Origin of the sequence: Sporosarcina luteola, assembly GCF_023715245.1 — a bacterium.
Taxonomy (GTDB): Bacteria; Bacillota; Bacilli; order Bacillales_A; family Planococcaceae; genus Sporosarcina; species Sporosarcina luteola_C.
Map to the genome: position 1 here is coordinate 433215 of NZ_JAMBNV010000002.1, position 25429 is coordinate 458643.

24 protein-coding genes and 2 pseudogenes are annotated in these 25429 nt (G+C 41.9%); 6 read left to right on the forward strand and 20 right to left on the reverse strand.

Features of this window, described 5'->3' with window-relative positions; translation table 11 throughout:
- Positions 1-118: 118 nt before the first annotated feature.
- The 3 genes from M3152_RS13660 to M3152_RS13670 all read left to right on the forward strand — a co-directional run bounded on the left by M3152_RS13660 (position 119) and on the right by M3152_RS13670 (position 4024).
- The gene (locus M3152_RS13660) at positions 119-1774 is read left to right on the forward strand and encodes an ATP-binding protein (protein ID WP_251695782.1); all 1656 of its coding nucleotides are present in this window, start codon (positions 119-121) and stop codon (positions 1772-1774) included.
- A complete protein-coding gene (locus M3152_RS13665; RefSeq protein ID WP_251695784.1) occupies positions 1767-2474 on the forward strand; it encodes a response regulator in 708 nt (235 codons plus the stop codon). Before M3152_RS13660 ends, M3152_RS13665 begins: the two co-directional genes overlap by 8 nt.
- A 212-nt stretch (positions 2475-2686) precedes the next feature.
- Positions 2687-4024 (forward strand): CitMHS family transporter, encoded by a 1338-nt coding sequence (locus M3152_RS13670; protein ID WP_251695785.1) that lies wholly within the window; start codon positions 2687-2689, stop codon positions 4022-4024.
- A 79-nt stretch (positions 4025-4103) separates the two neighbouring features.
- On the opposite strand, the gene splB is transcribed toward M3152_RS13670, so the two are convergent.
- From splB to M3152_RS13715, 9 genes and pseudogenes are all read right to left on the reverse strand, one after another.
- The gene (gene splB, locus M3152_RS13675; protein WP_251695926.1) at positions 4104-5132 is read right to left on the reverse strand and encodes a spore photoproduct lyase; all 1029 of its coding nucleotides are present in this window, start codon (positions 5130-5132) and stop codon (positions 4104-4106) included.
- Between the two features lie 108 nt (positions 5133-5240).
- Positions 5241-6431 carry a DUF4317 domain-containing protein gene (locus tag M3152_RS13680; protein WP_251695786.1) on the reverse strand — a complete coding sequence of 397 codons (1191 nt, stop codon included), beginning with the start codon at positions 6429-6431 and terminating at the stop codon, positions 5241-5243.
- Between the two features lie 127 nt (positions 6432-6558).
- Complete coding sequence (locus M3152_RS13685) at positions 6559-6885, reverse strand: YnfA family protein (RefSeq protein WP_251695787.1); 327 nt, start codon at positions 6883-6885, stop codon at positions 6559-6561.
- A gap of 87 nt (positions 6886-6972) precedes the next feature.
- Complete coding sequence (locus M3152_RS13690) at positions 6973-7251, reverse strand: hypothetical protein (RefSeq protein WP_251695789.1); 279 nt, start codon at positions 7249-7251, stop codon at positions 6973-6975.
- Positions 7252-7571: 320 nt separating this feature from the next.
- Positions 7572-8198, reverse strand: coding sequence for a PepSY domain-containing protein (locus tag M3152_RS13695; protein ID WP_251695790.1), 627 nt, complete (start codon positions 8196-8198; stop codon positions 7572-7574).
- 3 nt (positions 8199-8201) lie between these two features.
- Positions 8202-9554, reverse strand: a complete 1353-nt coding sequence (locus M3152_RS13700; protein ID WP_251695792.1) for a sensor histidine kinase — start codon at positions 9552-9554, stop codon at positions 8202-8204.
- A gap of 4 nt (positions 9555-9558) precedes the next feature.
- Positions 9559-10243 (reverse strand): annotated as a pseudogene (locus M3152_RS13705) (response regulator transcription factor).
- A gap of 13 nt (positions 10244-10256) precedes the next feature.
- The gene (locus M3152_RS13710) at positions 10257-11708 is read right to left on the reverse strand and encodes an SLC13 family permease (protein ID WP_251695794.1); all 1452 of its coding nucleotides are present in this window, start codon (positions 11706-11708) and stop codon (positions 10257-10259) included.
- Positions 11709-11724: 16 nt separating this feature from the next.
- Positions 11725-12891 carry a glycerate kinase family protein gene (locus M3152_RS13715; protein ID WP_251695796.1) on the reverse strand — a complete coding sequence of 389 codons (1167 nt, stop codon included), beginning with the start codon at positions 12889-12891 and terminating at the stop codon, positions 11725-11727.
- A 249-nt stretch (positions 12892-13140) separates the two neighbouring features.
- On the opposite strand from M3152_RS13715, the gene M3152_RS13720 reads away from it, so the two are divergent.
- Entirely contained in the window at positions 13141-13545 is a 405-nt protein-coding gene (locus M3152_RS13720) for a CidA/LrgA family holin-like protein (protein ID WP_251695927.1), read from the forward strand.
- Positions 13515-14207: an LrgB family protein gene (locus M3152_RS13725; RefSeq protein WP_251695798.1), complete on the forward strand. Its 693-nt coding sequence runs from the start codon at positions 13515-13517 to the stop codon at positions 14205-14207. Before M3152_RS13720 ends, M3152_RS13725 begins: the two co-directional genes overlap by 31 nt.
- Before the next feature lie 264 nt (positions 14208-14471).
- On the opposite strand, the pseudogene M3152_RS13730 reads toward M3152_RS13725, so the two are convergent.
- The 8 genes and pseudogenes from M3152_RS13730 to M3152_RS13765 form a co-directional block, all read right to left on the reverse strand.
- A pseudogene (locus M3152_RS13730) lies at positions 14472-14745 on the reverse strand (transposase); the annotation flags it as partial.
- Positions 14702-14866 (reverse strand): hypothetical protein, encoded by a 165-nt coding sequence (locus tag M3152_RS13735; protein WP_251695930.1) that lies wholly within the window; start codon positions 14864-14866, stop codon positions 14702-14704. The pseudogene M3152_RS13730 and the gene M3152_RS13735, both read right to left, overlap by 44 nt.
- Positions 14867-15159: 293 nt before the next feature.
- The gene (locus tag M3152_RS13740) at positions 15160-15639 is read right to left on the reverse strand and encodes a nucleoside deaminase (protein ID WP_251695800.1); all 480 of its coding nucleotides are present in this window, start codon (positions 15637-15639) and stop codon (positions 15160-15162) included.
- A 58-nt stretch (positions 15640-15697) separates the two neighbouring features.
- On the reverse strand, positions 15698-16627 hold the full coding sequence (locus M3152_RS13745; protein ID WP_251695802.1) for a ketopantoate reductase family protein: 930 nt from the start codon (positions 16625-16627) through the stop codon (positions 15698-15700).
- Positions 16628-16716: 89 nt separating this feature from the next.
- Positions 16717-18237: an allantoin permease gene (gene allW / locus M3152_RS13750; RefSeq protein ID WP_251695804.1), complete on the reverse strand. Its 1521-nt coding sequence runs from the start codon at positions 18235-18237 to the stop codon at positions 16717-16719.
- A gap of 105 nt (positions 18238-18342) precedes the next feature.
- The gene (locus M3152_RS13755; RefSeq protein WP_251695806.1) at positions 18343-19578 is read right to left on the reverse strand and encodes an amidase; all 1236 of its coding nucleotides are present in this window, start codon (positions 19576-19578) and stop codon (positions 18343-18345) included.
- A gap of 44 nt (positions 19579-19622) precedes the next feature.
- Positions 19623-20888, reverse strand: a complete 1266-nt coding sequence (locus M3152_RS13760; RefSeq protein ID WP_251695808.1) for an amidohydrolase family protein — start codon at positions 20886-20888, stop codon at positions 19623-19625.
- A 103-nt stretch (positions 20889-20991) separates the two neighbouring features.
- Positions 20992-21747: an SDR family NAD(P)-dependent oxidoreductase gene (locus M3152_RS13765; protein WP_251695810.1), complete on the reverse strand. Its 756-nt coding sequence runs from the start codon at positions 21745-21747 to the stop codon at positions 20992-20994.
- Positions 21748-21998: 251 nt separating this feature from the next.
- Here M3152_RS13765 and M3152_RS13770 point away from each other — a divergent pair, with 251 nt between their 5' ends.
- The gene (locus M3152_RS13770) at positions 21999-22961 is read left to right on the forward strand and encodes an aromatic acid exporter family protein (RefSeq protein WP_251695812.1); all 963 of its coding nucleotides are present in this window, start codon (positions 21999-22001) and stop codon (positions 22959-22961) included.
- An 85-nt stretch (positions 22962-23046) separates the two neighbouring features.
- Here the strand turns inward: M3152_RS13770 and rlmH are convergent, their stop codons facing one another.
- The 3 genes from rlmH to M3152_RS13785 all read right to left on the reverse strand — a co-directional run bounded on the left by rlmH (position 23047) and on the right by M3152_RS13785 (position 25238).
- Complete coding sequence (gene rlmH, locus M3152_RS13775) at positions 23047-23526, reverse strand: 23S rRNA (pseudouridine(1915)-N(3))-methyltransferase RlmH (protein WP_251695814.1); 480 nt, start codon at positions 23524-23526, stop codon at positions 23047-23049.
- Positions 23527-23605: 79 nt separating this feature from the next.
- Positions 23606-23770, reverse strand: a complete 165-nt coding sequence (locus M3152_RS13780) for a CxxH/CxxC protein (RefSeq protein WP_251695816.1) — start codon at positions 23768-23770, stop codon at positions 23606-23608.
- 205 nt (positions 23771-23975) lie between these two features.
- Positions 23976-25238, reverse strand: coding sequence for a S1C family serine protease (locus tag M3152_RS13785; RefSeq protein WP_251695818.1), 1263 nt, complete (start codon positions 25236-25238; stop codon positions 23976-23978).
- Between the last annotated feature and the right edge of the window lie 191 nt (positions 25239-25429).

Here is a 25429-nt window from a genome sequence, read left to right on the forward strand (position 1 = left end):
TATACTATATGCGAATGGACAGCTTATTCTGCATGATGTACGTTATCGAAGACATAAACAAATACTAACATATTATCTTGAATTACTATTACGATTAAAATGAATCGGAGCGACGAATATGATTCAACTACATAAAAGACGGGGTAAAAATCCGCATCTACAACCAACTATCATTATTAGCTTCAAAATGAAAATGGTTTTATTGGTTGGCTCCCTCATCATTGCGATTATTATGGTGATCGGGCTTTTTATTGGTCATTTCATATCTGTCACGATGGAAGCACAAGTTGGGGATCGCGCGCTCAGTGTAGCGGAAAGCGTGGCGCATATTCCTGAGCTTGCTGATGCATTTAGGCACGAAGACCCCGCTTCCATCATCACTCCCCTTGTCGCACCTATCCAAAAAGCGACAAAGGCCGAGTTCATAGTCGTCGGCAATAAAGAAGAAATCCGATACGCGCATCCTGACACAAACAAAATCGGAGAGAAAATGGTCGGGGAAGACAGTGAAAGGGCGTTGGTCCATGGTGAATCATATGTCTCCAAGGCAGCCGGGTCATTGGGCGATTCTGTGCGCGCCAAAGTCCCCGTGTATTTGGACGGGGAAATTGTAGGCGTCGTATCGGTCGGATTTTTAGTGAATGATATCCAAGCAATAGTAACGTCCTACAATATCCACCTATGGATCGTCTTGTTAACTGTTGCTATTGTCGCCATTATAGTTGCCATTCTGATTGCATCGTATCTTAAAAAAGTGTTGTTTGGCTTAGAGCCGGAGGAAATCGCTCATTTATTCATCCAAAAAGAGACGATACTTCAATCGACGCATGAAGGCATTATCGCTGTTAATCAAAACGGTATGATTACGATGATCAATTTTGCGGCGCAACGTCTATTGTTCGATCAAGTCCTACCTCCTCAACAATATGAAGGAGTGTCAATCAAAGACCTCGCACCCGCGCAACAGCTACTCAGTTTTCTCCAAGATGAAAACGATCGGATTGATCAAGAGATGATGATCGGCAATACAATTGTTTTTGCCAATAAGGTGCCTATTTATTTCGAGGATTCGTTGGTCGGAACAGTATTCACCTTCCGGAACAAAACTGAAATTGATTTATTGACAAAAGAATTGACAACGATTAAAAAATATACAAATGCACTACGCGCCCAAACACACGAATTTTCGAACAAGCTCTATACGATTCTCGGCTTATTGCAACTAGATAAAAAGGAAGAGGCGCTTCGCTATATTCAACGGGAAAGTTCCATTCAAAAAAGCTGGATCCGACTGCTCATTCAGAAAGTGGCCGATCCACAGGTAAGCGGCCTTTTACTTGGCAAATTAAATCAGGCCAGTGAGATGGGAATCAATATTGCAGTGCAAGAAGATAGCAGACTCGCAACCCGTTTAAGCGATAAGCAAAGGGAAGCCCTGTTGACCGCCATCGGGAATCTGATCGATAATGCGATGGATGCAGTGAATCAAAACCTGCCTGCTGACCGGAAAATAGCTATTTCTTTTACCGATATCGGCAATGATATCATTTTTGAAATAGACGACGCCGGCGAGGGCGTACCCGATCCATATGTGAAGTTGATTTTTGAGCAGGGATTTACATTAAAAGAAGGCGAACACGGCGGTTTTGGGCTCGCGCTTACGAAGCGACTTATCGAGGGAGTAGATGGAGAACTCTATTTGGAAGAAGGAGATCTTGGCGGTGCAAGCTTCGTGCTGTCCATGCCGAAAGAAGGGAGGGAATCGTATGCTTGAGCCGATTCATGTAGTCATTGTTGAAGATGACTTTCGGATTGCAGACATTAATCGTCAGTTTGTCAATCGCGTGGAAGGATTTGTTGTGACATACGTTGCGAAGACGGGTGAGGAAGCACTTACTTATTTACGCAGCACGGAAGAGTTACCGCATCTTATTTTACTAGATGTCTATATTCCGGACGTCGAAGGATTAGATTTGTTTTGGACGTTAAGATCCGAGTTCACGGAAATCGATGTCATTATGATGACGGCCGCAAAAGAGGTGGAGACGGTTGCAGAAACATTGCGTGGAGGGATTTTCGATTATATCGTGAAACCGGTGGACTTTGACCGATTTGAACGGACCTTTGTGAGCTATAAAAAGCAAAAGCATCTTTTGATGACAAAAACAGAGCTCAATCAAAAAGAAATTGATCTTCTGACAGGCTTGCAAATAGCCTCACCTCCACTAAAAGACAGTGATGATAGATTGCCGAAAGGAATCGATCAACTTACGTTGGAAAAAATAAAAGTGATTTTGAATGATAGCGATGAATCCGGCATCACGGCATTGAACACCGGAAACAAAGTGGGCGTGAGCCGATCGACCGCAAGGCGTTACCTGGAATATCTAGTGTCCATAAAAGAAGCAGATGCCCAGTTGAAATACGGGGATATTGGCCGTCCGGAACGAAGATACATACCGTGGACAGAATGAACAAAACGACCAGAACACTCATTAGTGTTTTTAATTGAATAATCTTATACTTCCAACCTCTCTATGATAGATTTCTAACTATAGAATATTTTGAAATAGAGAGGTCCTTTTTTGTAGGGAGATCTTGATTTTCATCAAGTATGTATCCGCTTACATAAATGAATGCCTTTCTCTTTCATAAGTGCACTCCGGTTCACTGGAAAGGAGACAATATGCTAAGTATTATAGGTTTGATAACAATCGTCATCATTGTAGCTTTACTTATTAGCGGGAAAGTTTCTCCCATTGTCGGACTCGTGTTAGTGCCAGTTGCAGGGGCATTTGCTGCAGGCTTCAGTTTCGATGAAATTGGTGTGTTTTTCACAGAAGGTACAACTAAAGTTGCAAGCGTTGCCATTATGTTCATCTTTGCGATTTTATTTTTCGGAATCATGCAAGACGTCGGTTTATTCGATCCGCTCATTAATAAAATGATTGCAGTTTCCCGGGGAAATGTCATTGCAGTTGCCGTTGCCACTGTTATCATTGCCGCAATCGCACACTTGGATGGTTCCGGCGCATCGACATTCCTCATTACAATTCCGGCATTGCTGCCTTTGTACAAACGGTTAAAAATGAATCCATATTTGCTCCTGATGCTTGTTGGAACAGCTGCCGCCATTATGAATATGGTGCCTTGGGCTGGTCCGCTCGGTAGAACAGCTTCTGTGCTGGATGTGGATGTGACGGAGCTATGGAGGCCACTTATTCAAATTCAGATTATCGGCCTTGTTTTATTAATTATCCTTGCAGTCGCTCTAGGCTATCGTGAAAAACGCTTAATAGCGAAAAAAGCTTCGTTAGGCGAAGGTACGATTGAAGAAGGAGTTTCCGATGAAACAATTGCGGAAGCACAATTGGCGGCCACTGTTGCAGAAGAGAATGATTTAAAGCGTCCCAAGCTTCTTTGGATCAATGCCTTTCTCGCAATTGCTGTCATCGGCGTTCTTGTATGGGGTATCATTCCAGCAGGTTTTGCATTTATGATCGGCGTCAGTATTGCACTGCCACTCAACTTCCCGAAAGTTAAAGACCAAATGGAACGCATTAAAGAGCATGCGCCAGGCGGAATAATGATGGCGACGATTATTTTGGCAGCTGGATCTTTCCTAGGAATTTTAAACGGTACGAATATGTTGACCTCAATTGCTACAGATCTAGTGAAAGTTTTGCCGGCATTCGTCACTCCATATTTGCATATCATCATCGGTGTATTCGGAGTACCTTTCGACTTGTTGTTAAGCACGGATGCATACTATTTTGCCCTGCTGCCGATTATTGACCAGGTTGCTCTGTCGTTCGGCATCCCATCACTTTCTACGGCTTATGCAATGATCATCGGAAACATTATCGGTACATTTGTCAGTCCATTATCACCAGCGCTTTGGTTGGCGTTAGGACTCGCCGGATTGGAAATGGGGAAACATATCCGCTATTCCTTCATGATGATGTGGGGACTCAGTATCGTCCTCTTAATCATTGCAGTTCTACTTGGCGTGATTGTGATTTAATTCAAAAAGTATCAGCGACTCCCGAAAACATTAGGGTTGTGCTGATACTTTTTTGTTCTATTGTGCTACTCATTTTGTTTCACGTGAAATATTCTATTTTGGCTTTCGGAAAGTACTGTTCCATATAGCTATATAAGCGATCCTTCAATTCATCCTCTTCGTCTTTCTGATAAATATATTTGCCAATGCCGTACTTCCCCCATTTGTAGCGCCGCTTCTCCTCATCCAACTCGAGCTTTGTCTTCGGATAGTTTTTCTCGATGACCCTTTTCGCAGGCTTCGTAAATCTGTGCTGAATGAATTCAAAGGTGATGTCTTCCCGGGCATCCTGTGGCAACTCCTCATCGAGACGCTCAAACAGATGCCTGTACCCTTCCTCCCAGCCTTCGTGGATGTAAATGGGCGCTACGATAAACCCAAGTGGGTAGCCTGCCCTCGCCACCTTCCCCGCGGCCTCAATGCGTTTCGCCAAAGGAGATGTTCCCGGCTCAAAGTTTTTGATGACATAATCGGCGTTGACACTGAATCGGAATCGCGTGTGTCCATTGTGCTTCGCGTCAAGCAAATGATCCACGTAATGGAACTTGGTCACGAACCGAAGCCGCCCCAGTTCAGTTTGGCCGAAATGTTCAATTGCCCTTTTCAATGAATGAGTCAAATGATCAATTCCCACAATATCCGATGTACAAGCTGCTTCGAACCTGGTGATTTCAGGTGCCCGTTCTTCGATATAGTTGTCGGCCGCTTCGAGGATCTCCTCTACGTTCACGTATGTCCGTATATACGGTTTGGTCCCCATTGTCGTCTGTAAATAACAATAATGGCAATGCCCCATGCATCCCGTGGCTAATGGAATGGCATACTCCGCTGACGGCTTCGATGTATCGAACTTCAACGTTTTTCGAATCCCGACGACTAACGTCGATTTAGCGATTCGATACTTTTGGGCATCCGTCTCGCCCGGCAAATCCCGAATTTGATTATGTGATGTTGTAAAACGGATTTCAATCCCCATTTTCTCGAACTTCTCTTTCAATTCTTTTCCAAGCGGATATTCCAATGCATTTGGTTCAAAATAGACAAGCTGTGGTATGAAGGGTTTATTCATGCTGTGCACGTTCTGATCCATGTTTGGTATCCATGTGATCACCTTTCTCTTTTCCCTTAGCTTGTCTTTAAAATGAGAAATTATTAAAGTACGTGTTCCATTTCTCTTTTAATCCAACAGCTCTTCCGAAAGGAGTGTAAATCCTTCAATCATCGTGTCCTCTTCCACCTCAATTAAAATGCAAGTTTTACCGTTCACTTCAACTTGCCTTACAAACCGCAAGTCCTGCGGGCTGATTGCAATGTTTGCCACTTTCGTTTGGATTTTGATCGATTTCGATGTATAGCTTGGGACGATATGGCTTGCTTTCATCTCATACTTGTCATCATCGATCACTTTCCGGAATGCCATTTCCACCTTCTCGGTATCGACATCCTCCACGCCGCTCGCCTTCAGGACGCGAGTAACTTCTTTTGTGTCCAAGGTAGGAATGCTCTCATCTTCCTCATCCTCGTCATCCACTTCCATCATGCGCTGAATCTCGTCATATACGCTCGCAATCGTTCGTGTATTCATTTCATCACCGACAACCGACTTTACAATCTCTTCAAAAACGACTTTATCTTCCTCGGCAGTCATGATTTCCTCGCCGTCCAACACATTTTCGATAAAGTGGAAATTAGGCTTATTCACTTTCCCCGCAGCATATAGGACGTGATTGACGTCTGCCGCATTATCCGTAAAGCACGGGAATAAAAAGCCGCCGATCGGGGACGTCAGATTGATGACCGGGTCAAGCGTAATACGAGACTTGAATATCTTCTCATTAAAATCAAATACAAGAGATTGTTTCGGCAGATCGGTCTGATTCATGCTGCAGAGAATGAATGGGTTTTTGTACACTTCATCCCTGTCCGCCACTTCTGCCTCTTCGCTATGCCGTTTCGTCGGTCTGTAATAATTCCCTCTTATGAATGTGACAACGATGTCTTTTTCATATTGCGTGTCTTGGATCATCTTTTGAGCAATTTTTTGCATTTCTGCCTTCCATTCCTCGACGTTGTCCGACTGGAGACCAGCATAGAGAACCTGCTGCGTATGGTCTGCTTCCTCTTCCATTTGACTTCGGAACTTCACTTCGAAAAGCTTTGCATCCAGTTTGCCACCCAGCACTTTCTTGAAATTGGAGAGGAATAATTCTTGCTGCTCCCGATCCAAGAGGGCGAAAGGTTGGCTCACCTCGTGATAGATTTCATTGCTCTCCTGCCGAATGTATACATTGTAAATATCAATGATTCTCAATAGATCTGTATCCAACTTAAAACGTTTGCGAAAATCCGCTATTGCTTTCTTGTTCATTTATAGTTCAACTCCCCAGTTAATCTGTCATATGAAAAAAGAGTGTCAAAGCTATCGTTCAGCTTGTGACACTCCTCTATTATATCAATGTTTGCGTGGATAGCAGGAACACAATCAATTTCGAATTTTACTGCCTCGGTGCCAATAACATCACCGAAACACCGACTATGCAAATAGCCGCACCTAGCCAGTCATATAAATCAGGTGTTTTTCTATCAATGCCCCATCCCCATAATACGGAAAGAACGACGAATATCCCCCCATACGCAGCATACACTCTGCCGAACGAAGGGAATGATTGAAAGGTAACTATTACCCCATATAAAATTAAAGCTACGCCACCCAACATACCCCAATAAAACGGCTTACCCTCCCTTAACCATAGCCATATGAGGTAACCTCCACCTATTTCAGCAAGTCCTGCAAATATAAATACTACAATTGCGTAAATCATTTATCATTCACTTCCTTTATTCCTGTACAGTAAGTATAACGTAAAAAGAACCCCCGAAAGCCTTTGGGGGTCATGGCCGTACAGTTCTTACTGATCTTCCACTTGCTCATGCACTTCATTCAATTGCTGTCTCATCAAGTCCAACTGTTCTTTGTTCTGCTGAACTGTATCCATATGTTCATTGCGTTCCACTGCGTTCGCGAATGCATTTTCAGCACGTAAGATTGAATTGAACGCATGCTCCGCTGCCATCTCTTCCGGATGTGACATCGCCTGCTTTACCGATCGATCCGCCTTAAGAACAGAATTGCTTAAGAAAGTGCTCGGATGGTCCTTTTTCCAGCTCGGTTTTGAATCATTCGCCATTTATGTTTTCCCCTCCTGCACATAAGATAAGTTGCGGCGATCTTAGTATTGTAAAATATCCAGAAACTATGCGTGATGTTTAGAAACCGCTCAGAAGTGGTATTTATAAAGATAGATTCAAAGGTAGGTGAATAACATGACGAAACAATTCAACTTTATTATTGGAAACAAACTGATCACCATCTATGATAAGGATCAGCAAATAGCCGAGCAAAAGGCTCACGCACTTTACGAGGAACTTCAGAATACTGATAGCTAAAAACACCGGCCGGTAGAAGCTGGTGTTTTCTACTTCTCATTAAAAATACCTTGGTGGCATGTTAATCATCGTCGGCAATATCTTCAGTTTCGCCCTCATGATCATCGTCGTCATCATACCTTTGTTTTTTCGGGATGGATGACACGGAGGATACTTTACCTGTGTCTGATTGAACATATACATGAGCAACTTCTTTCACGCTATCAATTGTTACTTTATAATGATCACCTTTTTGTGTAGTGACTTTTACAACATTCGTAATGATTCCATGGGCTTGCTTCAAAGCGATTTCTATTGCCTTCTTTTCATATATCGCCTCCAGCTTTTCTTCACTTATGTTTATCCTGCTGTCTACATGATCTTCATTGCCAGGGATGTCGATAGTACCGCTAACGACTTTTCCTCCTGCGGAATCAAGTTCGTCTTTTTTCTCAATAAGTTTTATTGTATTCACTTTTTTGTTTTTCCCATCGACAACCAAATAATAAACACCTCTATCGTTCTCAAGCGTTATTTCATAGTCGCCATTTTGCTCGGCATAGTCGAGCACTTTTCCACCGTAGAGCTTTATAGCTATATCTTGGGCTTCTTGTTCAGTGAATTCCGCTGAAGAATCACCAAAAATCTGAAACAGCGAAAACAATAGGCCAAGAATAATAAAACCTATCAGAAGGAGCTTCACCTTCATTTTTTATACCTCCAGCTTCGGAAGGGTCACGATAAAATTCGAACCCATTCCTTCTACACTTTCAAGAATGATTTTGCCGTCATGCTGCTCTACGACCTTTTTTGCAATTGCCAGGCCAAGCCCTGTTCCGCCCGTTTTGCGGCTTCGCGTCTTATCAACCCGGAACATTCTATCAAATACAAAGGCTTGTGCATCTTTCGGTATGCCGACTCCCCTGTCTTTCACCGTAATACTTACAAAGCCGTTACTTTCCGTCATTTCCACCGTTATGCTGTCGTCACTGTACTTATTAGCATTATCAAGCAAAATAACAAGCAATTGAACAAAGCTTTGTTCATGTATTTTGACGTAACTATAACCGGAATCATTCAGAAAGTGAATTGTATGTTTAAAGGACGGCTGCAGCCGCTGAATCGTGCTTCGAACAATAGCGGCAATATCCACCACTTCTTTTTCATATTCAATACCCTCTTCCACTTTCGCCAATTGCAAAAGCTGTTCGGTTAAATATTTCATATGGCGCGATTCCGATTCAATTGAGTGGATAGCTTCCTCAAGCATATCCGGTCTCTCTTTCCCCCAACGCTTCAACATTTTTATGTAACTATCTATGACCGTCAAAGGCGTCTTCAATTCATGAGAAGCATCTGAAACAAATTGTTCTTGCTTTAAGTAGCTCGCTTCTAGCTTTATCATCATTCGATTAAAGGTCATGGCCATTTTATTTATTTCATCCTTCGATTCACAAGCAACAGCAATCTTTTCAAATGACCCTCTTTTTTCAATCGTGTTCATCGTATTCGTCAATCGTTGAATCGGTAGTAAAATTAACCTTCCTACAAAACCGCTTGTGAAATATAAAATGATTATAACGACTATTGTAGTCATCACTAACACCCATTTTAATTCCTGTATATTTTCATACAACAGATCAATATTCTCAATCAACTGCAGGTTGATAATTTCTCCGCCTTCACTTATTGCAGGAATGGAAACGATAGCAAACATCGAATCTTCAAATTCAAAGACTCCCTCAAACTGTTTTTCATAATAGCTGGATGGAATTGTTCGATAGGTATTGTCAGTAAAAACCTGAATGGACGGGTGCCTTTCCTTTTTAACTACAGTTCGGATCAGTCCGTCACTAAGTAAATATGCTTGCAACATGGATTCCATTGAAATTTCCGGTTTCTCGTTCATTTCTATAAGGATATGATTGGAGATGTTCGACAAACGATTTAGTTCTGATGAAATACTTGTGTTTTTAAAGATAAAATAAATGCTCGTATTTGCAGCTAGTAACAGCACGATTAATACAACCGTCGTAAATAACTGTATTCTCGTTTGCAATTTCATGATGTTAATCCTTTATCATATAACCGACACTACGGACAGTTTGAATGAATGATTCTTCCTTTGAGTCAATTAATTTCTTTCGCAAGTAGCGGATGTAAACATCTACTATATTTGTATCTCCATAATAGTCATAGCCCCATACTTCTGTTAAAAATTTGTTCACGCTCTATCGCCTGATTTTTATTCGTCACCAAGTAGAGCAGCAAATTATATTCCTTCGGAGTCAACTCCACTAAATTGCCGTATTTGTACACTTCTCTCGTATTTGTATTGATTTCAACAGAGCCAATTTTATGGATTGTTTTTTTCACCGAAACGCTTTTCGGCTTAAAACGCAGGTTCGTGCGGATCCTGGCCAACAGTTCCTCAATTTCGAATGGTTTTGTCATATAATCATTAGCACCCAAGTCAAGGCCGTTCACTTTGTCAAACACTGAACTTCTTGCTGTTAGCATAATAACAATAATTTCGTTATTCGCCTGACGGATACGTCGAAGTACTTCCATTCCATTTAATTCCGGAATCATGACATCCAGAATCACCAAATCTACCTTTTCGTTTTCAATTAAGGCCATACCCTCCCTGCCTGTGTGGGCGATGCTCACTTCATAACCTTCATACTCCAGTTCCAGCTGAATGATTCGAGCAATTTTATTATCATCTTCGATAATTAATATATGGTCAGACATTTTATCACCTCATTTATAAATGCAGTCCTGTCCACTGCCAGTACGTAAAATAAAATAACAGCATGACTAGTAAGTAAATCGGCATTAAAACGGAGCTGATTTTGGCTAGCTGCTTTGCATCGTAGGAAACTTCACCTTCTTCGTAGAAAAGCAATAATGCCTTCGAGCTGACAGGTACTGTTATGCAGTAATTCATCCCTATTAAACTTAGAAAAACTACCGCAGCTGGGTCCATTCCAATACTTTGACTGAACAAGATAAAACTTGGGATGAAAACAATCGCCCTTGTCGTATGAGATGTAATATATAAATGGCTCGTGATCGTAACAAGTAAAATAATACTTACAACCACCCACTCAGGCGCCTCGCTAAACAGGTGAATAGCGCTGAACATCCCTTTCTCTATCCAAGAGACAACGCCAGTGTCTACTAAGACTTGGCCAAGTGCAGTTGCCGCAGCTACAAATAGAATAAGATTCCATGATACCGCCTTGATTCCTTGTTTCCAAGTAATCACTCCATAGTTTGGAAGCATGACAAGCACCGCGCCAAGCATCGTAATAAATGCAATATCATAACCATGAATGCTCTCTGACAGCCAGCCGGCCATCAAAATAAATATGATGACCAATGTCTTTTTTTCGTTTTTCCCAAATGGTCTATTCGGCAAAATATCATTTCTGCTCTCCGTCGATTCAAATTCGTTCGATGCTTCTTTTGGCCATAACATGAACTTTATAACCACGACTGTAATAATAGTGATAACGAGGGCAAACGGTACACCCCAAACAAGCCATTGGACAAAGGATATGGACCGTCCGACCGTCGTTTCCAATAACCCTATTCCAATCAGATGGGAGCCGGCTCCTATTAATGTTGCGGAAGTACTCATTAAAATAACGACTGGCGCCATGATTGCCAACACGCTTTGTTCCTTAGCGGAAAACTTGTTGCGCAACTGTTCCAACATCGGCATGGAAAGAGCGGCCCTTCCAGAAGTGGATGGAATAAAAAAGGCGGAAGCGAACAATGCCGACGAAACACCTCCTAGCACTCTATTCTTATTGCTGGAGTATTTTACAATCGACTCAACGAAACGCGTTGCAAGCCCTGATTGTTTGACCGCTTCACCTATAATAAATGAGCCGACCATCAGCCACACAATTTCCTCCGACAGGGAATTGTAGAGGAGCTCTGGTTTACCTGCCTTTAATAAAACAATAAATATGAGTAACGAGATTGCTACAAAACCCGCAGGAATTTTTGTTGCAACCCATAAAGTCATGGCAGACAAAAATGCGAAAAGAGAAACTTTTGCAGCATAACCAAGTTGGGCGGCTGAAGCAATGATCATCAAGTAGAAGACATGGACACTAATAATCCCTAATGTTGCCGTTGAAATTCTGTCGACTAGAGCAACTGCGAAGCTTTCTTTTGTCCTTCTTTTATTCATTCTCGTAATCATCGGTCCACCACCTCATCTATGCCATTTTTCTTCTAGCAATCCGAAGTCCTACGCTCACTTGGCGAAGAACTGCTACAATACTGTCTTCAATCCATTGGGGTGCTTTACTGATCGCCTTTTCCAATGTTGCCGGTTTTTGAATGATGCTTGAATATGCATCGATACCTGCCTGGTAGTTTAGATCTGCACCTTTACCGATCGTACCTGTGATCGCTATAACCGGAATTTGATTCTTTTTCGCAATCCTAGCCACTTCAGCTGGAATTTTTCCGTTCGGTGTTTGAAAATCGATACTGCCTTCCGCCGTGAGTACGATATCCGCCCCTGCAATTTTCTCCTCTATATCAATATAATTTTTAATAATATCGAACCTCGGGTGAAGGGTTGCGCCTGTAAAGGCAATTAATCCTGCTCCAAGCCCGCCGGATGCGCCACTGCCTGGCAATGTCCTGACATCGAGTGAACTATTCTTTTGAATTAAAGCGGCATAGTGCTCCAGTGCAGCCGACAATTTTTCCACTTGGTGGGGAGTCGCTCCTTTTTGCGGGCCAAAGACTCGAGCTACCCCTTTCTCCCCGCAAAGTACGTTCGTCCAATTGCATGCCACATCGATGGAAACATCCGCTAGTCGTTTGTCTACATGTGTTGAATCTATATGGGCAACCTTTAGCAAATCTTCACCACCTTGGATGAACAGCTGCTTACGATGATGATCGAAAAACTTCACACCAAGAGCTTGTGCCATTCCCGAGCCGCCATCAGATGTGCCGGAATCCCCACACCCAATCAGGATATTGTCGACACCAAGGTCAAGGGCTGCGAGTATCAGTTCACCTACCCCGTATGTAGTCGTTTTCAACGGGTTTCTTTGATCTCGGGGAACATGCTTCAACCCAGCAACAGCCGCCATTTCAATTACAGCCGTCCGTTTATCGTTCTCAGTAAAAATCCCAAAATGACTTACAATTTTCTTTCCAACAGGGCCCGTCACTTCTTTATAAATTAATTCACCGGCCTTTACGCTCACAATTGTTTTTGCAAACCCTTCCCCTCCGTCAATCATCGGGACAACTACAACTTCAATTTCCTCATCAAACCGTCTTACCCCTTTAGCCATCGCGATCGCAACCTCTTCAGCGTCTAAACATTCTTTAAATCCCGATGGTACAATTACAATTTTCATGTAAAATTCCTCCTTGAAATCATTGATAACTGTAATGTACCTTTCAAAAGCTAATATATTTTGAGAGATAGATTAATATATGATTAGAAATGGAGCAAATTTAGTCTGTGAATGACCTATTCCAGTGTTGTAAAGGGAGGAGAGCAATGATATACTTCCAACTGCGAAAGGCTGATAAAGGGTTGGTCATCAGGAAAAGAAAAATTTTTCTAGATAGAAAGGAAGTTGTTTCAAATTAAGCAACACATTATGAAAACTTTCATCGTTGTTTTACAAATTTGTATTTTATATATATTTTCGTATATTGGAAACGTTATTCAGAACTTTTTCCACTTAGTCATTCCGGGCAGTATTATAGGACTCTTATTACTATTCACTTGTTTATGTTTTAAAATTATTCCGGTGAAATGGATAGAAAGTGGAGCGGGATTTCTACTCAGTTTATTAATGTTGTTCTTCATTCCAACAACAGTCGGTGTCATGAACTATTCCTCGTTACTCTCTTTTCAAGGTGCACTGTTCATCCTTGCTGTTCTAGTAAGTACAGTCATTTCCATTGCAATTACAGGTACGGCAGGACAATTTTTTGAGAAAAAGGCACAAAACAGAAAGGGTGATCAAGAATGCAGCAAGCCACACTCGCCTTCTGTATGATTTTAGTAACCATCATTGCATATCTAGCGATGGCTAAAGTCTATAAGCGGTATTCTTACTCAGTTCTCATACCTGTTTTAACTGCGACTACTATTATTATCATTATCTTGTCATTGTTTCATATTTCATATGACAGCTATATGATTGGAGGGCAATGGATAAGTTCCCTATTAGGTCCATCCGTTGTCGCACTTGCTTATCCTTTGTATAACCAACGTCGTTTTTTACTTGATAATCTATTGCCCATAATAGGAGGGGTTTTGGTTGGCGCAAGTTCGGGGATGGTCAGTGTTGCTCTCCTTGCTAAACTTTTCCGGATCGACCACTCATTAGCCCTTTCCCTTATCCCAAAATCCCTTACGACTCCTGTTGCAATTGAAGTCGCAAGAGGATTGGGCGGAAATGCATCGCTGGCGGTTGTCTGTGTTATGATTGCAGGTATCTTTGGCGCAATAGTTGCACCTTCTATTTTCAAATGGACGCGCGTGCATACCCCGATCGGCCGAGGCATTGCCCTTGGAAGTGCATCGCATGCAATCGGGACTGCCAAAGCCGCTGAATACGGTGAACTCACCTTTTCGATGAGCTCTATCACAATGGCATTAAGTGCAATCATCGGATCCGTTCTTGGACCGATTGTTGTATGGATGTTTCATATTTGAGAATAAGAAAAGTCCAATCTCCTTTTTGGAGATTGGACTCAGACTGTAGACAAAAGGGTTGGAAATCATAGATTTCCAACCCTTTTGCTTAAACATGTACATTCTAACTGTCAGTAGACTGAAATAACGTTGATTTCCGTTCCGGGCGGACGCTTTCCGGGGGCTTGCCCTCAGCCTCCTCGTCGCTTCGCTCCTGCGGGGTCTTCACGCTGCGCTAATCCCCCAGGAGTCGCCGCCCTGCACTCCAATCAACTGGAAAATCCTTTAAGACAGGGGTATCATTTCAGCCTCCATATCCGGCGCTCTCCACGTCCAACTGGCCAGCTTCTTAAGATTTAAGGCAGCAAAAGTCAGTATCGCCTGTATTTACATTTTTTTAAGTCGTCCATCGCATGCCATGCTTATCTTTGGCATCGGCAAAGACACGTTCACGTTCAATCGTCTCTTTACGCTTCCCGTATATTTCTTTGATTTCATGATTGTGACGCAAGTCCTCAACTACACCCAAGTAATCTTGCCAGATATGACGTTGAATCATCTATTGGTGGCTGATCAAGGGCGGCACCCAGTTTGCGCACCAAATGGTCATGAGGAACCAACTGCTTTATGGTCAGCATTTCCAACTGTTCGCGTTCTTTAATTTGATTCCATGTCATCATATCCATCACCTCATTCAGTTAATAGAAAACACCGTTGATTGGAGCGGAGAACGGCGACTCCTGCGGGAACAGCGCGAGCTGAAGACCCTGGACTGAGCGCAGCGAGGGAAGCGGCTGAAGCCGTGCCCGCGGAAAGCGTCCGCTCGTAGCGTAAATCAACATTGTAGCTTTATCTCTATTTCAAAAGAAAAGAGACTGTAGGCTAACACCCAAATTCATAGTGTTTGTCTACAGTCTGAGTCCAATCTCCTTTTTGGAGATTGGACTCTATCATGTGTTAATTGCTTTGTCTATCATCTGCTTGCATGGAACTGACGATGGAGTTCGCGAACTTGTTCAGCTAGTTCAGGGACAGGTCCGTCAATTGTCGTATCACGAATAACATCTTCAATAGGAAGATTACGAACGCGTGCTGGGGCAACTCCCATTTCACTCAACCACTGTACGAGCTGAGCGGAGGAACTTGCGTAAACAATCCGGCCTAACCCTACCCAGCCGTGAGCCGCTGCGCACATAGGACAATGCTCACCAGAGGTATATACTGTTGCCTTGCTTCTCTCTTCAGGCGTCATGTTCGCAGCCGCCCATCGTGCCAGAGCAAATTCTGGGTGTTGTGTATGGTCTCCACCTGCAACGTGGTTATGGTCTTCTGCAAGTACGTCCCCGCTAGCCGAGACAAGGACTGAACCAAATGGCTCGTCCCCTTTCTCTAGCGCAGTTTTTGCTAATTCAATACAACGTCGCAGGTGCTTCAAATCTGAATTACTTATCATAATTGAATCCTCCTCGTTTGCATTACTACTCCAAGACCAAAATGAACAGTATCAACTGTTATTTGGTTAAATAACTTTTCTCTTTCGCCAACACTAAATTGACAAGCATTTCATTTATGGGAACTTCCAAGCCAAGTTCTTTGGCTTTTTCAACAACTCCGCCATTGATAGCCATAATTTCAGTTCTTCTTTTATTTAATACATCTACCAGCATCGAAGTCTGGTTTGGCGCTGTTTTCCTAGCCAAGTCTTTAATAATAGAGGAGTCAGTAAAACGTAAAGGAATGCCCGCTCTCTTGGCAACCATCAGACATTCTTCCGCAATTTTATCCTGCAAGTTAGAAGTCTCCTCGTTTTCCACCAACTCGCCGTTTCTCAGGCCGGTCAGTGCACCTAACGGATTAATACCGCAATTGCCAATTAACTTCTCCCAAATTAATGACATTACATTTTCAGAAATCTTTGATTCTCCGAGTTTTTCATGGTCAAACATGCGTTGAATCTCTTTAATTCGATCAGTGACTTGACCATCAACCTCACCGATTACCGTGCCCCCACTGCCTGTATGGAGAATGACACCAGGCTCCTCAATGTAGCCGGCTGTACTCGTGTTCCCTGCGATAATTTTTCTTTCATCAATAAATTTAGCGATTTTTTCAATATTACCGATGCCGTTCTGTAGAGTTAACACAATCGTATTTTCGCCAAAGAGATTTTTATTTTCCTCCATAGCAATTTCAGTAATATATGTTTTGACTAAAACAATAACTAAATCAAGCTCTTCGCCAATTTCTCTCCCATCAGTGAACGCCTTGAGATTCGTATACACTTTTTTATCGTCACCATGGAAGATTGTAAGTCCTTTAGTATTGATTGCGTCTATATGTTCTTTAAATATATCGATTAAGTAAACGTCATGTCCTGTTTCAGACAAGACCGCACCATAAAGTCCGCCTATGGCTCCTGCGCCGATGATACCAATTTTCATACAAACTCAACCTTTCGTGTTAAATAAATCGAAGTATTTACAACCTAATTACTGTATCATGTATGACTCCAAGTCGCCGTTTTAACAGTTTATACGTTATTAATTGTTGGTGAAAACTTAACAAGTAATCCATACGCTATGAATGCTGTCACAAATCCGATTATCCAAGAGATATCGGAGATGCTTGAAAGTAATGGTATGAAATTACCACTTAGAGATACGACTACCCCTAAAATCGTTGCAATGTATGCATTCTTGTTGACACCCTTATACTTACTGACCGCTGTCGGATCATTCGAATCGTAATATAGCTGGTTAAGATCAATCTCTTTTTTAGTTACGAAGAAAAACTGATAGATCATAACACCAGTTACAGGACCTAAAATGGCGCCAACTCCGCTCAAGAAGGTATAAATGCTGTCAGGATTCTCCATCAATTTCCACGGCATGATCAAGAAACCGACGATACTTGCAATGAAGACTCCTCTTCGATAGTTGATCCATTTTGGGAAGAGCGCAGTTAATTGATATGCAGCTGGAGTGACATTTGCCGTTACATTCGAGTTAACAGTAATTAGCAATAAAATAAGCATTGCAAAGAATACTGCCGGTAAACTATCCCACTTATTAATTACGTTTAACACATCCCATTGTTCCATTCCATAATGAATAGAACTACCTATGAGGATGGAGATGCTTGTAAAAGCAAAAATGATGTAACCAATAATTAAACTCATTGACTGTCCAATCATTTGGTCCCTGTTTGAATTTGCATTTTGCGTGAAATCAGCAACGCTTGTTGCTGGAGCAGCCCAGAATGCCAATACGGCACTGATGATCAATATGTATGCAAAAAGAGGGTTGATGGATTGAGTCGGTCCTTCTATGGCGTAGTTTAGAATATTACTAAAACCGCCGCCAACAATTACTCCCCAAATTCCCATGGAGATAAACAGAACATAGATGAAGACAGTTAACACTGTATTGAATTTATTTAAAAATCCACTCCCACTTATGCCAAGCCCTACATTCACCAGCCAAAAGATGATAAAACATACTAGTCCTGGCATCCCGATTCCGAGGAAAGTAGCGTCACCGCCGATTCCCAGGAAGCCTGGCCATAATTTTCCGACGATAATAAGCAGGGCTTGTGATCCGACAAAGGTTTGTAAACCGAACCAACCTATCGCAACTACGATACCACGTAAAAAGCCCGGTAGTTTAGCTCCAGCGTCTCCATATGTCGCCCGCAAATGGAGTGCGAAGGGAATTCCGTATTTTGAACCTGCTTGTCCATTAAACGCCATAAATAGACCAGTTATAATGGCACCTAGTATTAATGCTATCATTATATTCAGGGGTGCTATCCCTAAAACTAATAAACCGCCTACTGCAGCGTAGTTCGGGATATTATGTAAGTTCCCCATCCATAATGTAAAATAATTCAAGGGACTCATGTTTCGTTTATCTTTTGTTTTCGGTAACAAGTCCTCATTCTCGTACCCTCTAGACTTGAATAAAGTAACATCGTCTTGCGTTACCTTTATTTCCTCTTGAGCAACCGCCCTCATGCCTTTTTGTTGTGTTGCCCCAATACCTAATTGACTCATATTGACCTAAACCTCCCAGAGGAATGATAATTACCTAGTTCTATATCTTAAAAATCGAAAGGTTAAGCCGGATACTTTATCCGGCTCATCTTTCAGGTTTTCAATTCAATTAGTATAACTATCAACTAAATCAGCGGCAGTCTGCGCTAGCTGTAAATCACAACCAGGAGCGCCAATTAACGAAATACCAAGTGGCACATCATGTTGTTTAACTAGTGGCAAAGTAATCTGTGGAGTACCGGATAAAGGTGAAATACATAATAGGTTACTAGATTGGGCACGGACGGCATTTATTTCCTCTGTAGAGCTATTTCGTAAAGGCGCTACAGAAGCAGCCGTAGGTAAGCAAAGCAGTGCGCCATCTGTCAAAAGCTCATTCATTCTTTCAATAATAGGTTTCCTTTTAGTTAATGCCTCTTTATACTCGCTCAAGGTAATGGTAGATGCCCAAGCTAAGCGTTCTTTTGGACCAGGTGAAAGATGCGGGCGATGTTTTCTTATCCAACCACCGTAGCTCTCCCAAACTTCATACCCCTGAATAATTCTAAAAATCTCTGTCCATTCTTCTAAACCATTACGACTTAATCTGACGTGTTCAACTTGTTCATAATTTTGTTTTAAATGGGTAACAGCAGGCTGTAGTACTTCTGCGACATCTTTGTTTATCGAATCAAAACAATCATCTGCGATAAGCAACTTATTAAATGGTACTTGTTTAGTATCTTGTCCTAATATTTCTTCAGAAACTCGTCTGAAAATATCTGTATTGCCGGCTACGTATCCTAGAACATCCATGCTCTCGCAATATGGCGCCTCTCCATCGTTCGCCACTCGTCCATAAGTGGGACGCATTCCTAAGATTCCCGTATAACTCGCAGGAACCCGAACAGATCCCAGGCAGTCGCTTCCAATGGCAAAATCGACTAAACCGCCTGCCGTAGCCACTCCCGTTCCGCTCGAAGACCCTCCTGCAAAACGTCTAGGGTCATGAGGATTAAGTGGCGAACCGTAATTCCAGTTTTCACCGCTAATACTGTAACATAGCTCGTCACAGACCGTTTTCCCTACTAAATCGGCTCCAGCAGTTAATAATTTAGTTACAATGCTAGAAGTAAAATCATCTGGAGCATGCGTCCGCAGCCATTCCGGATGTCCATTACTATAAGTACTTCCTAAAATCTTAAATACATCTTTTACCGCAAACACAAGGTCTTCAAGATTCCCTTCATCCGTTCCTTTAAGAGCGATGTGGTTTTCTCTAACAAACGCTTGCAGCGCATCATAAGGTGGAGTGTCAGAGACAGGTAGTCGGGAATTGTTTAACATAGTAGTTACAGTCAATATTCTTCACCTTTCCGGATTAAAAATAATAGTTTCATACGTTATTAATCTTCCATCAATACAGGTGCCAAATCTTGTGTCAATTCATTTTGGACGATGACCTTACCATTTTTAATGACATAACGAATTAGTGGCTGGTCATTCACTAAATTACTCAAATCATCACAGTCATAGATAACTACATCAGCATTTTTCCCAACTTCCAAACCGTACGTATCCGTAATTCCAATTGCTTTAGCTGCGTTATACGTTACCATATCTAAAACTGAACGACGCTGTGCCGCGGAGCCCATCTGTTGTGAAACTTGCAGTAAGTACCCAACGGCGATTAATTCAGCATTGCCAAATGGCGTAAAAGCATTTCGAATATTATTGGAGGAGTACGCCAGATTTACTCCCCGCTCCATCATTGCCAATACAGGCGCCATACCACGAGGAATGTTTTTTCTCTCTGCACGCCCAGTCATAAACATATCTGTAACAGGCAATGGAACTATTGATACTTCCGCTTTGGCAATTTTATCAAAAATAGGCGCCGCAACTTCTGGATCAAGCGAACCTAATGTTGTTACATGTCCTATTGCCACTCTACCTTGATATCCTCGTTCAATTGTCATATCGCATATCAATTCGATACATGTATTTTGAGGATCATTCGCATCGGTACCGAAATCGGCATGCATATCAATCGGCAAGTTGTATTTTTCCGCCAAGTCAAAAACGATTTCCAGTTGTTTTTTAGTATCTTCCATTGTCTTTTCACTATATGGACAACCCCCAACTACATCGGCTCCCATTTTGATGGATTCTTCCATCATCTCCAGTACGCCTGGTGATTGAATGATGCCTTCTTGAGGGAATGCAACAATCTGCATATCTAGAACGTCTTTAAATTTCTCTTTTAAATCTAGAAGTACTTCTACCCCAAGCGTCTTTTCGAAGGGATCCACGTCAGGATGAGCTCTCATTATTGTAGTTCCGTTTAGCACCGACCACCGGATCACTCGTTCAGCTCGTTCCTTCACATCTTCGTATGTGTATAATTTCTTTAGTTCAGCTGTATTCTTCAAAGCTTCCTCTAAAGTACCTGATAGATTCGGTTTACGTTCTTCCAGAAAAGCTTTATCGGGATGAATATGACTTTCAATGAGTGTGGGTAGTACCGCATTGCCTTTTGCATCAATCTCTTTTGAGTTATTGTCATTTTGAATGTCAGCCGCTATTTTAACAATCTTACCATCAATAATTTTGATGTCTTTAAGAGCCTCGCCATCTTTGATATGTGCTTTTCGTATTAATAGATTACCCATGTAAAAATGCCCCCTAAATCGTATTTATCCATAGGTCTTACAGTCTTAAACAATTTTTAACGGGTTGACTAGTGTCAACCCGTTAAAAGATTTTCTTCCTTACTTAGCCAATGGATTGACCACCATCAATTTTCATTTCAACACCGTTTATATGCTGAGCTTTGTCGCTTGCCAAAAAGGCAGAGAAAGCGGCAACTTCTTCAGGGCTTCCGACACGCCCAGAAGGAATAGAAGCTACTTGTCTGGCTGCTGCTGGATGTTCTTGCTCAATTGCGTATCGTACCATTGGCGTATCGACTAGGCCCGGGCAAAGTGAAACAGCGCGAATGCCATCTTTAGCGTAACTGAATGTTAGCTGTTTCGTGTATCCGACAACCGCGTGCTTTGAAGTGATATATGCCGCGTCTCCGACTCCTGCAATTGTTCCTCCAATTGAAGCAATATTTATGAAGGTCCCTTTCTTTTTCTCAAGCATGTAAGGTAAAAGTTCATTCGTCAGTAGATAGACTCCTTTAACGTTAACAGCCATGATTCTATCCCATTCTTCTTCCGTAATATCGAGAGAAGCTTTGAAATCGGCCAAAATAGCCGCATTATTAACACAAATATCTACTGTCCCAAACGCTTTTAGAGCCTCGTTGACCAATTTATGTACATCTTCTTTTTTAGAAACGTCAGCAATAACACTGAGTACAGTACCTTTATTATCTTCAATTAATTTTGCTGTTTCAGCTAATCCAGTTTCATTCACATCAGTAATGACGATTTTTGCGCCTTCTTTTGCGTATTCAATTGCTTGTGCTCTTCCTAGACCCGACGCAGCTCCTGTAATCAATGCAACTTTTTCTTCTAATAACATAATAACCCTCCTAAATTTTAAGAAATTGCTATTCAATTAGATATAAAAAAGTGAAGCGTTTACATTTATAATTGTAAGCCATTTCTGAAGTTATATCAAATAATCATTACTATAAATGGTATAATAAACCATATTGTAGAATAATATATTTATTCTATGAAGTCAATCTTATCTTAAAGTCCAAGCACAAAATAACTAAATGCCATTAGCTTGGGTATAATGAAAGTATAGAAACAGTAGGTGATGCTTATATGGTAGGAATGGGATATCGGACAATTAAGACTGCAATAGGTGCAGGACTAGCAATATGGATTGCAAGTCTATTCGATTTGGAATTTGCAACATTTGCGGCGATTATCGTTATTATGTGTATTGAGAAGACAAAAAAAAGAACTTTACATTCCATCCGGAAGAAGTTCTTTGCGTCTCTATTATCTTTACTTCTTGGTTCCATTTGCTTTGAATTATTAGGATATCATCCAATAGTATTAACTTTATTTATCTTGTTTTTTGTCCCAGCCCTTATAAAATTACGTATTCAGGAAGGTTTCGTCACAAGTATGGTTGTTATTTTACATATTTACACAGTGAAGGAAGCCAACTTGGAAAACTTATTGAATGAACTTTACGTTATTTTCATTGGTATAGGAATCGCCTTGCTCGTGAATAGCATTATGCCAAGCTTTAAGAAAGAAATTGAAAACTATAAAACGGAAATTGAAACTAAATTCAGCGCTATTCTATACCAATTCTCTATTCTTTTAAAAAACGGTGAACAAAATTGGGACGGAAAAGAGTTAATCGAAGTCGAAGATGTCCTGAATCGGGCTAAAAACATTGCTATACAAGATGTAGAAAACCATCTATTACGAAAAGAAAACAAAGATTATTATTATCTCGAAATGCGGGAGGATCAACTGCAAATCTTAAAACAGATGGTTGGCATTATAAGCATTGTTTCTTCATCAGAGTTAGACATCAAACAAAGAGGCATGCTCGCTGGCATTTTTCTTAACATCAGCCAACATGTAGACTCGGGAGATACAACCATTGCATTAAAGCTATTAGAGGAATACGAACAATCCATACGGGAAACAGAATTGCCAAAGACCAGGGAAGAATTTGAAATCAGGGCAAATCTATTTTATCTAAACTTCGAGATCAAGAACTATTTAATTATTAAGAAAAACATTTTTGACAGAAGCAAACATTAACTCTGCAATGGCCATAGGTACAGGTAATTCGGTTGTTTAAGCCAAGGAACCTGTACCAATGGCTTTATAAATATCACTTCCTCACTTACTTATGGTACGGTTCACCCTTGATAATCCTAAATCCCCGATACACCTGCTCCAACAACACCAATTTCATCAACTGATGCGGAAACGTCATCTTTGAGAACGACAATAACTCATCTGCCCGTTTCAATACATCATTATGTAATCCGAGAGAGCCACCGATGACAAAGACAACTTTGCTTCGCCCGTACGTCATCAACGACTCCATCCCCGCAGCCAATTCTTCGCTCGTTTTCATTTTACCCTCAATCGCCAACGCAACCACGTATGCATCGGGGTTGATTTTCGCGAGAATTCGGTCGGCTTCTTTTTTCTTAACAATTTCCATGTCGGCTTCACTCAAAGACTCAGGGGCTTTTTCATCCGGTACTTCCACTAAATCAATTTTCGCATAAGCTCCGAGTCGTTTGGCATATTCGTCGATGCCCATTTTCAAATATTTTTCTTTTAGTTTGCCAACTGACACAATTGTAATATTCACAGGGTTGTCCACCTTTGCTTAAATGTTATGCACAGAACTTATACACATATCCACAGGAAAAACTACATATTGTGCCCGATTACCTGTTCGCCACAATATACGTTGCGGGTGTGTCACAGTACTCGCATTTTGTGGATAACTTATTCACTTCATCGACTTTTTCCATGATCGGAAATGTCTCCTCTTGTGCAACAAGTACGTCCAATGCATGATTTATATGGGTTTCACAGCTATATATTTTCATCATCCACACTTCTTTCATCCATTATTTTTTACACAAACTTATTCACAATTTCAATTTCTTATCCACATGTCAATAACTTATTCAGAAAAACAGGCAGTATAGCTGATGTTCTGCTATGCTGCCTGTTGTGGATAAGTATTTATTACATCCTTGTAAAAAGTGTAACACTCTGTTCGGTTTTTCGCCCGCTTTTATGCTAAATTCCTCAGAATGTATTGCCGTCTTTCAGTTCCATTTCAATATCAATGGGTTCTCCATCGCGATACACTTTCATTTTCATCATGTCCCCGACCTTTTTGTCATTGTATAGATGCTTGCGCAAGCCAACCATGTCCGAAATTTTCTTACCGTCCATTTCCACAATGACATCATACTTCTGTACGCCTGCTGCTTCCGCCGGTGTGTTGCGAAATACTTGGGTGACGATGACTCCCCCAGCTATCTCCTCCGGCAGTTTCAACACTCCTCTTCGTTCCGATGAAGGGACATCCTCCAGATTAAAGAGACTGACGCCCATTGTCGGCCGCTGAACCGTGCCGGTCGTTTCAAGGTCTTTAATGATCGGTACTGCAATATTGATTGGAATAGCAAGACCGATCCCTTCCACAGTCGACTCCGAAATTTTCATCGAGTTGATGCCGACCAATTGTCCCGCCATATTGATGAGCGCTCCACCTGAATTTCCCGGGTTGATGGCAGCGTCTGTTTGCAGGACGTCCGCCTGCCAATCGACCGTCCCATTCTGATCGAAATCCATCGGTATCGATCGGTCCTTCCCAGAGACAATCCCCATTGTTACGGAACCTGCAAAGCCAAGGCCGAGCGGGTTACCGATTGCAATGACCGTCTCTCCGCGCTTTAAAGCATCCGAATCACCAAATTCGATGACTGTTTTAACATGGGCTGCATCGATTTCCACGACGGCCAAATCAGTCCACATATCACTGCCGACAAGTCTTCCGTCAGCCTTCGTTCCGTCATCGAACGTGATTTCCAACTCCTCAGCGTTTTCGACGACGTGATGATTAGTGACGATATACGCCTTGTCGCCTTCTTTCTTATAGATGACTCCCGATCCGCTGCCTTCCCTCGTCGTTTCCTTCGCCGACCAAAAGTCACGCACTGTTTGAAGATTGGTGATGCCGACAACCGTATCTGCGACTTCCGATACTACATCAGTAACATCCGTATTAATATCGATGGAGACTCTCTCGCTCGTCAGGTTGTTTTCACCAGTCGTCTCGCTGCCGACTTGTGGAGTCACTTTCTCCTTGTCGAAAGTGGAATTCATGAGGAACCAGACGATGAGCCCTCCGAGAATTGCTCCAAAGAGGGCTGTTAAAAAGCCGCCACGACGTTTCGATTTGACTGGTCTTTCGCTGTATCTTGGCGGTTCTTCATGCCTTTCTGTTTCTTGAATGACCGGCTTTTCTTCTCCATTGCCGGGTCTTTGATTGAATTCGTCCATTCTCCTCTCCCTCTCTGTAGACAGTTACACTCACTTTACCCCATTCGGGTTAATAAGAATCAAGTCATTGTTTAACTTTTAGTTGGTTTATCGGTTAGCTTGGGCGTTGGTGCCGTCTCTATGAGCGCGAAAGCCGTTTCTTTGAGCGCTGAGTAGCTACAGGCGGGGCAAGGCACATACCGTTCTCGCCA

Excerpts from the sequence above, each read along its gene's own strand:
- M3152_RS13715 (WP_251695796.1), bottom strand. The coding sequence starts at position 12,891 with ATGAAAATTGTAATTGTACCATCGGGATTTAAAGAATGTTTAGACGCT.
- M3152_RS13700 (WP_251695792.1), bottom strand. The coding sequence starts at position 9,554 with ATGAAATTGCAAACGAGAATACAGTTATTTACGACGGTTGTATTAATC.
- M3152_RS13660 (WP_251695782.1), top strand. The coding sequence starts at position 119 with ATGATTCAACTACATAAAAGACGGGGTAAAAATCCGCATCTACAACCA.
- M3152_RS13785 (WP_251695818.1), bottom strand. The coding sequence starts at position 25,238 with ATGGACGAATTCAATCAAAGACCCGGCAATGGAGAAGAAAAGCCGGTC.
- M3152_RS13670 (WP_251695785.1), top strand. The coding sequence starts at position 2,687 with ATGCTAAGTATTATAGGTTTGATAACAATCGTCATCATTGTAGCTTTA.
- M3152_RS13745 (WP_251695802.1), bottom strand. The coding sequence starts at position 16,627 with ATGAAAATTGGTATCATCGGCGCAGGAGCCATAGGCGGACTTTATGGT.
- M3152_RS13735 (WP_251695930.1), bottom strand. The coding sequence starts at position 14,866 with ATGATGACATGGAATCAAATTAAAGAACGCGAACAGTTGGAAATGCTG.
- M3152_RS13695 (WP_251695790.1), bottom strand. The coding sequence starts at position 8,198 with ATGAAGGTGAAGCTCCTTCTGATAGGTTTTATTATTCTTGGCCTATTG.
- allW (WP_251695804.1), bottom strand. The coding sequence starts at position 18,237 with ATGAGTCAATTAGGTATTGGGGCAACACAACAAAAAGGCATGAGGGCG.
- M3152_RS13685 (WP_251695787.1), bottom strand. The coding sequence starts at position 6,885 with ATGATTTACGCAATTGTAGTATTTATATTTGCAGGACTTGCTGAAATA.
- M3152_RS13770 (WP_251695812.1), top strand. The coding sequence starts at position 21,999 with ATGGTAGGAATGGGATATCGGACAATTAAGACTGCAATAGGTGCAGGA.
- M3152_RS13680 (WP_251695786.1), bottom strand. The coding sequence starts at position 6,431 with ATGAACAAGAAAGCAATAGCGGATTTTCGCAAACGTTTTAAGTTGGAT.
- M3152_RS13740 (WP_251695800.1), bottom strand. The coding sequence starts at position 15,639 with ATGATAAGTAATTCAGATTTGAAGCACCTGCGACGTTGTATTGAATTA.
- M3152_RS13665 (WP_251695784.1), top strand. The coding sequence starts at position 1,767 with ATGCTTGAGCCGATTCATGTAGTCATTGTTGAAGATGACTTTCGGATT.
- M3152_RS13725 (WP_251695798.1), top strand. The coding sequence starts at position 13,515 with ATGCAGCAAGCCACACTCGCCTTCTGTATGATTTTAGTAACCATCATT.
- M3152_RS13780 (WP_251695816.1), bottom strand. The coding sequence starts at position 23,770 with ATGAAAATATATAGCTGTGAAACCCATATAAATCATGCATTGGACGTA.
- M3152_RS13720 (WP_251695927.1), top strand. The coding sequence starts at position 13,141 with ATGAAAACTTTCATCGTTGTTTTACAAATTTGTATTTTATATATATTT.
- M3152_RS13710 (WP_251695794.1), bottom strand. The coding sequence starts at position 11,708 with ATGATTACGAGAATGAATAAAAGAAGGACAAAAGAAAGCTTCGCAGTT.
- M3152_RS13690 (WP_251695789.1), bottom strand. The coding sequence starts at position 7,251 with ATGGCGAATGATTCAAAACCGAGCTGGAAAAAGGACCATCCGAGCACT.
- M3152_RS13765 (WP_251695810.1), bottom strand. The coding sequence starts at position 21,747 with ATGTTATTAGAAGAAAAAGTTGCATTGATTACAGGAGCTGCGTCGGGT.
- splB (WP_251695926.1), bottom strand. The coding sequence starts at position 5,132 with ATGAATAAACCCTTCATACCACAGCTTGTCTATTTTGAACCAAATGCA.
- M3152_RS13760 (WP_251695808.1), bottom strand. The coding sequence starts at position 20,888 with ATGGGTAATCTATTAATACGAAAAGCACATATCAAAGATGGCGAGGCT.